The 7,559-nt window shown below is 66.0% G+C and carries 6 protein-coding genes; 1 reads left to right on the top strand and 5 read right to left on the bottom strand.

The genetic code is table 11. The annotated features are described in order from the left end of the window. Positions 1–123 precede the first annotated feature (123 nt). Positions 124–819, bottom strand: coding sequence for a glutathione S-transferase family protein (locus tag JWQ90_RS14985; protein WP_299695641.1), 696 nt, complete (start codon positions 817–819; stop codon positions 124–126). A 125-nt stretch (positions 820–944) separates the two neighbouring features. On the opposite strand from JWQ90_RS14985, the gene JWQ90_RS14980 reads away from it, so the two are divergent. Next, positions 945–1,106 (top strand): entericidin A/B family lipoprotein, encoded by a 162-nt coding sequence (locus JWQ90_RS14980; protein ID WP_299695639.1) that lies wholly within the window; start codon positions 945–947, stop codon positions 1,104–1,106. Positions 1,107–1,121: 15 nt separating this feature from the next. On the opposite strand, the gene JWQ90_RS14975 is transcribed toward JWQ90_RS14980, so the two are convergent. The 4 genes from JWQ90_RS14975 to JWQ90_RS14960 form a co-directional block, all read right to left on the bottom strand. Beyond that, positions 1,122–1,910: a siderophore-interacting protein gene (locus tag JWQ90_RS14975; protein WP_299695637.1), complete on the bottom strand. Its 789-nt coding sequence runs from the start codon at positions 1,908–1,910 to the stop codon at positions 1,122–1,124. Then, positions 1,907–2,581: a PadR family transcriptional regulator gene (locus JWQ90_RS14970; protein WP_299695635.1), complete on the bottom strand. Its 675-nt coding sequence runs from the start codon at positions 2,579–2,581 to the stop codon at positions 1,907–1,909. The genes JWQ90_RS14975 and JWQ90_RS14970 overlap by 4 nt, the downstream gene beginning before the upstream one ends. 171 nt (positions 2,582–2,752) lie before the next feature. Next, positions 2,753–4,210, bottom strand: coding sequence for an efflux transporter outer membrane subunit (locus JWQ90_RS14965; RefSeq protein WP_299695633.1), 1,458 nt, complete (start codon positions 4,208–4,210; stop codon positions 2,753–2,755). Positions 4,211–4,224: 14 nt separating this feature from the next. Further along, on the bottom strand, positions 4,225–7,410 hold the full coding sequence (locus JWQ90_RS14960; RefSeq protein ID WP_299695631.1) for an efflux RND transporter permease subunit: 3,186 nt from the start codon (positions 7,408–7,410) through the stop codon (positions 4,225–4,227). Positions 7,411–7,559: the final 149 nt, after the last annotated feature.

The raw sequence follows: 7,559 nt of genomic DNA, 5'->3' as shown, positions 1-7,559 counted from the left end.
CGATGGATTTCGGCCTGTGGCAAGGCGCAAACCACAGCAATAGCACCGCTATTGCGAGGATTTGCAACGCCGCCGCAGGTCGAAAGACGCGGTTTTATGTGCCGTCAAGCGTGCAACGGACCACTAGGACTTCCTGGCGAAATGGCGGTAGTCCGCGAGCAGTGTTCCGGTGGCAAGGATCTCCGCTTCTTGCTCGGTCTCGCGCAACGGTTCGGCGAGGCCTGCCGCGTACCAGTCCTGCATCGACGGCAGGGCCAGCAGGCGTGTCGCATAAGCGGTGGCGGCCTCACCCAGCGGTAGTCCGTAAGTCTGGATGCGGAATGCGACCGGGCCGAAGAACGCGTCGGCCGCGGTGAAACGGGTGCCAGCGAGGAAAGGCCCGCCGAAGCGCGACAGGCCTTCGTTCCATAACTCGTCGATGCGTGCGATATCGCGCTGCAGATCGTCGGCGATCTCGTTGGGCTTGACGCGTAAGCCGCAATTCATCGGACACCTCGTGCGCAGCGCAATGAAACCCGAATGCATCTCGGCTGCAGCGCATCGCGCCCAGGCTCGAGCTTTCGCATCGGCCGGCCAGACGTTGGCGTAGCGTTCAGCGACATATTCGGTGATCGCCAGCGAATCCCAGACCGTGGTATCGCCGTCGACCAGGCAGGGCACCTTGCCGTTCGGTGAGAAGCGGCGAAACGTATCCCAGCTCGAGCCCTGCGGGAACGACACGAGCTGCTCGTCGAACGCGATGCCGCATTCGCGCATCAGCAACCAGGGGCGCAGTGACCACGACGAGTAATTCTTGTTGGCGATGTAGAGCTGGAACATGACGAGAGCGAGCCGATCGGGTGTGCGCTTAGTGTTGATGACCCGCGCGTAAAAAGCATCACCGGCCGGCGTTCAGTTCGGTACGGGCATGCTGGGCCGGTGTTCACCCTTCAAGGAAGATCGTCATGAAGAAGCTGCTCGGAATATTCGCAACTCTGGCCATGTTCGCCGGCGTGGCCTCGCTGGTCGGCTGCAACACCATGGAAGGCGCGGGCAAGGATGTCGAGGCGACCGGCCAGGTGATTCAGAAGTGTGCCGACACCACCGATCCGTCCTGCAAGCGCTAGCAGGCGCAGCTCGGTTTATTCTTTCCAGTAACCCACTGCCTTGACCCATTCCGGCGGATGGCCGCGCTGCTCGGTCAGATGATCGCGGATCACCATCGCGCGGCGTGATTCGCAGGCGAGCCACACGTAGCAATCGCCGTCTGGCAACTCGAGCGTGCGCATCGCGCGTTCGAGCAGGTCGCCGGGCGCAGCGCCGTTGCGATGCAGCCAGTACACGATCGTATTGACCGGCAACGGCTGCTGCTCGTCGGCGTTCGCGACTTCCGCGACGACGATGACATTGGCCTTTGCCGGCAGTTCTTCGAGCCGGCGCGCGATCGATGGCAGCGCGGTTTCGTCGCCGGCCAGCACGTAGGAGTCGAAATCGTTCGGCGCAATCGTTGAACCGCGCGGGCCACCGACGCCGATCCACTGGCCGGCCTTGGCCTGCGCCGCCCAGATCGCGGCCGGGCCTTCGCCATGCAGCACGAACTCGATATCGAGTTCGCCGCTGCGGGGGTCGTAGCGCCGCGGCGTGTAGTCGCGCGCCGGCGATATCATGGTCTTTGCGGCCGTGCCTTCGGGCAGGCTCATCGGCTCGCCGCTGAAGTCCGGCATGCGCGGCCGGTCTTCGCCGGGCAACGGGAAAAACAGTTTCACGTGATCGTCCGGAGACGGGCTGGTGAAGCCCGCCAGATCGGCGCCGGACAAGGTGATGCGGCGCATTTTCGGCGTCAGGTCGACTACGCGCCTGACCTGCAGCTGGCGCGGCACCAGTCGGTGCCGCACACGGGTAAAGACGTGGGCCTCCGGCAGCGCGATCATTCGCCGGACTCCGCACCGATGTCGGCAACCGCCTGGTCGATGATCGCGACGACGCGCGCGGTTTCAGCCGCGTCCCAATTACGGTCATGGCCGATCAGCGCGCTCTTCAGGTGCTCGACCGAGTCGCGCAGCGCATTGGGTACCGAGAGCTTGGCGCGCACTCGCGACGACATCTTCAGGCCCTGCTTGACCGCCTCGACTTCGACGCGGTTCTTGAGCAGGAAGGCGCGGCCCTCTTCGGTGATCGTGTACTGCTTCTTGGCGCCCTCTTCGGCCTGATGGATCGCGGCGTAGCCGGATTCTTCCAGGAAGGTCAGCGTCGGATAGATCGCGCCGGGGCTGGGCGTATAGGTGCCGCCACAGAGATCCTCGATCGCGCGGATCAGCTCGTAGCCGTGCCGCGGTTCTTCGGCGATCAGCGCCAGCAGCAGCAGCTTCAGGTCGCCGTGGCCGAACATGCGGCTGGAACGAGCGCCGCCGCGGCGGCCATCGCGGCCGGGGCCGCTGCTATCGTCGCCGTCGCGGCCGAACGGGCCGCCGCCGAAAGGACCGCGGTGATGACGGCCGATCATCGCCCAGAGGCCATGGTGGTGATCGCGATGATCGTCGGAATGGGCGCCGTGGCCGCGGCGGTCGTGGTGGGGGTGTGATTCAGAAGAATGGCGATGCATGAACACTCCGTGATGCGTATTTAAGTAATGCTCTTAAGATCTAGTCTTAAGTAACGATCATAAGATATATCGTAATTACATCGATGGCAAGCCCCGTAGGTCGGCAATCCCTTGCCGACGTGAACCCTCCAATGCGCAACCGGGGCCTCACGTCGGCCAGGGATTGCCGACCTACGGGGGCGCTTCCCAGCCGCCGCCCAGCGCCTGGATCAGTGCCACGGCCGTGGTCTGGCGATCCAGCGAGGACTGGATCAAGGTGCGGCGCGCCGACAAGGCTGAAGCCTGCGCAGTGACCACTTCGGTATAGCTGACCTGGCCCGCCTTGTACTGGTTAAGGATCAGCCCCTCGTTCTCGTCGGCCACGGCCGAGGCCTTGGCGCGCAGCTCCTGGGTGCGTTCGAGCACGCGCACGCCGGTGAGTTGATCCTCGACGTCGGCGAACGCGGTCAGCACGGTTTGCCGGTAGGTCGCGACTGCCTGGTCATAGGCTGCGCGCGCCTGCGCCACCTGCGCCTTGCGGGCGCCGAAGTCGAGCAGGGTTTCGGTGGCCGAGGCGCCGATCGACCACAGCATCGACGAGGCGCTGAACAGATCGCCGAGGCTGCTGGTCGACGAGCCGTACGACGCGCTCAGCGACAGGCTCGGGAAATACGCCGAGCGCGCGATGCCGATCTGCGCGTTGGCCGAGGCGACGCGGCGCTCGGCACCGGCGATGTCGGGGCGGCGTTGCAGCAGCTCGGAGGGCACGCCGACCGGCACGCTCGGAACGACACCATTCCAAGGAGATGGCTCGAGCCGGAAATTCGCCGGCGCCTGGCCGACCAGCACCGCGATCGCATGTTCTAGCTGGCCGCGGGTGCGGGCCAGGCCTTCCATGTCGGCCTGCGTGCCGTACAACTGGGTCTGTGCCGACAGCACGTCGGTGCGCGCCGCGATGCCTGCGCGATAGCGGTTCTGCGCGATCTGCAGCGCGCGCTCATAGCCTTCCAGCGTAGCCTTCAGTAGCCCGATTTCCGCGTCGGTTTCACGCAGCGACAGATAATCGGTGACCAGTTCGCCCTGAGCCGACAAGGTCGCGCTGGCAAGATCCGCGGCACTGGCCTGCGCCGATGCGCTGGCGTTTTCGACGGTCCGGCGCAGCCGGCCCCAGACGTCCGGCTCCCAACTCGCGCCGATGCTGGCTTGATAGCTGTTGCTGATGCTGCTGCCAGACGAAATCAGCGTGGTTTCGCCGGTGCTGCTGTCGGTGACGATGCGGCTGCTACCGCCGCCGCTGTCGGAGCGCGTGCCGCTGCCGTTCAAATCGATGGTGGGGAACAGGCCCGCGCGCTGCTCGCGCACCAGCGCGCGGGCCTGCGCATAAGCGGCCTGCGCGGCGGCGATGTTCTGGTTGGAGACGGCCACCTGTTTGGCAAGCTCATCAAGCTGCGGGTCCTGGAACAGCGACCACCAGTCGCCGCGATGGACCGCATCGGACGGCGCGGCGGCGGACCAGCCCTCGGCTTCCTTGAACGATGCTGATGCCGCGGAATCCGGACGCTGATAGTCGGGGCCGACCGCGCAGCCTGCGGCCAGCACGACGAGAGCCGCAGCAGCCGCACTGCGCAGGGATGAAAGGCTAGGGAACATGTGCAACGAACTCCTCATAACGCATCCTGCACATCACCGTGATGCCGGCTCAATTTCGCCTCATCCGGACGGCGGCGGCGCAGGCGATCCATGTAAACGTAGACCACGGGCGTGGTCAGCAAAGTCAGCATCTGGCTGGCGATCAGGCCGCCGATGATCGCGACGCCGAGCGGGCGGCGCAGCTCCGAGCCTTCGCCGTAGCCGATCGCCAGCGGCAGCGCGCCGAGTATCGCGGCGAGCGTCGTCATCAGGATCGGCCGAAAGCGCAGCACGCAGGCTTCGCGCACCGCCTCGATCGCGGTCAGCCCGCGCGAGCGCTCCGCGTCGAGCGCAAAATCGATGATCAGGATCGCGTTCTTCTTGACGATGCCGATCAGCAGGAACAGGCCGATCAGCGCGATCAGCGAGAACTCCATGTTCAGCAGCAGCAAGGCGAGCACCGCGCCGACGCCGGCCGAGGGCAGCGTCGACAGTACCGTGACCGGATGCGCGTAGCTCTCGTACAGCACGCCGAGCACGATGTAGATCACGACGATCGCGGCCAGGATCAGCAGCGGCTGCTGCGACTGCGAATCCTGATATTGCTTGGCCTGGCCCTGAAAGCTCGCGGAAATACCGATCGGCATGCTGATATCGGCCTCGGCCTGCTTCACCAGCCGCTGTGCATCACTGAGGCTGACGCCGGTTTCCAGGTTGAACGAGATCGTCGTCGCCAGCGTCGCGTCCTGATGGTTGATCGAGGTCGCCGCGGCGCGCTCCGTGATGGTCGCCAGCGCCGCCAGCGGCACCATCGTCGCCGTCGAGGTCGCGAGTGCCGCGCCGGTGGACGGGTCGCGCAGCGCCGGATTGGCGACCAGGCTCGTGTCGCCGCTCGTGGTGTTGCTGGACGGCACGTAAACATCGCCGAAAGCCAGCGGGCCTTCGCGATAACGCAGTGCCGCCGCCAGGATCACGCTGTACTGGTTGATGTCCTCGTAGATCGTCGCCGCGGTGCGCTGGCCGAAGGCGTCGTACAGCGCGTTGTCGATCGCCCGCGGCGTGATGCCGAAGCGCGACGCGGTGTCGCGGTCGATGGTGACGAAGCTTTCGACGCCGTTGGCCTGCTGGTCGGTGTTGACGTCGGTCAGCTGCGGCAGGGTCTTGAGTTGCTCCGACAGCTTGGTCGCCCATTCCTTGAGTTGCGCCGCGTCGTCGCCCTTGAGCGTGTACTGGTAGGTCGCGTTGGCGGCTCGGCCGCCCATGCGCAGGTCCTGCACCGGGTTCAAAAACACGCTGACGCCGGAAATCTGCGCGAGCTGGGGCTTGAGCCGGGCGATGACCGCCGAGCCCGGCTCGCCGCGCTGCGCCAGCGGTTTCAGATCCACGAACATGAAGCCGCCGCCGGCGCGCGTGCCGCCGGTGAAGCCGACCACCGTGGACACCGCGGGGTCCTTGCGGATGATGTCCATGATGCTGATCAGCTTGGTCGACATCGCCTGGAACGAGATGCTCTGGTCGGCCTGCAGGCCGCCCTGCAGCTGGCTGGAATCCTGCTGCGGGAAAAAGCCTTTCGGGATGATGCCGATCAGATACCAGTTCAGCGCGATCACCGAGATCAGCAGCAGCATCACCATGCGCCGCGATTCCAGCGCCCAGTCGAGCTGGCGCACGTAGCTGCGCTGTACGAACGAAAAGCCGCGCTCGGCGACGCGCGCCAGCCGGCCGGGCTGGCGCTCGGCGCCGGGTGGGCGCAGCAGCCAGGCGCACATCATCGGCGTGGTCGTCAGCGAGATCACCAGCGAGATCGTCACCGCGACCGACAGGGTCACCGCAAACTCGCCGAACAGGCGCCCGACCTGGCCGCCCATGAACAGCAGCGGGATGAACACTGCGATGAGAGACAGGCTGATCGACACCACGGTGAAGCCGACTTCGCGCGCGCCGAGCAGCGCCGCCTTGAACCGGTCCATGCCGGCTTCGATATGCCGCGTGGTGTTCTCCAGCACTACGATCGCGTCGTCGACGACGAAGCCGGTGGCCACGGTCAGCGCCATCAGCGACAGGTTGTTCAGCGAAAAGCCGAGCAGGTACATCACGCCGAAAGTGCCGAGCAGCGACACGATCGTGGCGACCGCCGGGATGATGGTCGCGCGCAGGTTGCGCAGGAACACGCTGACCACGAGCACCACCAGCACGATCGACAGCACCAGCGTGAACTCGACATCGTGCAGCGAGGTGCGGATCGAGTTGGTACGGTCGGAGGCGACCTGGAGCTTGATGCCTTCCGGGATCTGCGCCTGCAGGCCGTCGATCGAGGCGCGCACCGCGTCGACGGTCTCGATCACGTTGGCGCCGGGCTGTTTGCGGATCAGCACGATGATCGCCGGCTGGCCGTTGAACAGGCCCATGGTGCGCTCGTCGGCCATGCCGTCCTTGACCTCGGCGACGTCACCGAGCCGGATCGGCGCGCCGTTCTTCCAGGCGACGATCAGCTTGCGGTAGTCGGTCGCGGCCCGGCCGACATTGTTGGTGTAGATCTGAAAGTGCTCGTCGGCGCTTTCGACCGCGCCCTTGGGGCGATTCGCATTCGCCGATTCGATCGCCGCGCGCACGTCCTCGAGGCTGACGCCGTAGCGGTTGAGCGAAAACGGCACGACCTCGATGCGCACCGCCGGCAGCGAACCGCCGCCGACCTCGACTTCGCCGACCCCGGGAATCTGCGCGATCTTCTGCTGCAGCACGTTGGTGACGGCTTCGTACATCTTGCCGGTGGAGGCGGTCTCCGAAGTCAGTGCCAGCACGATCACCGGCGAGTCGGAGGGGTTGCTCTTGTTGTACGTCGGGTTGCTGCGCAGCGAGGCCGGCAGGTCGGCGCGCGCGGCGTTGATCGCGGCCTGAACCTCGCGCGCGGCGCTGTCGATGTTGCGCTCGAGCGCGAACTGCAGGTTGATGCGCGTGCTGCCGGTGGAACTCTGCGAGGTCATCTCGTTGACGTCGGAGATAATGCCGAGCCGTCGTTCCAGCGGCGTCGCGACGCTGGTCGACATCGTCTCGGGGCTGGCGCCGGGCAGCTGCGCCTGCACCGATATCATCGGGAAATCGACTTGCGGCAGCGGTGCTACCGGCAGCACGAAGAAGCCGCCGATGCCGGCCAGCGCGACGCCGATGGTCAGCAGCGTGGTGCCGATCGGGCGCTGGACGAAGGGGGCGGAGAGGTTCATCAGTTTTTCACTCTCTCCCTCAGGGAGAGACCGCCGCAGCTTGGCGCTGCCGGCTTGAGCCCCGGAACCGACCCGCCCCTTCCCCCGCCTGCGGGGGAAGGTTGGGATGGGGGCGAGACGATAGCGCCGCGCCTGCTCGCCCCCACCCC

It is taken from the genome of Hydrocarboniphaga sp. (assembly GCF_028291725.1).
Classification (GTDB): Bacteria; Pseudomonadota; Gammaproteobacteria; order Nevskiales; family Nevskiaceae; genus Hydrocarboniphaga.
The sequence above is the reverse complement of the archived record's forward strand: the minus strand, read 5'-3'. Positions and strand labels throughout refer to the sequence as shown.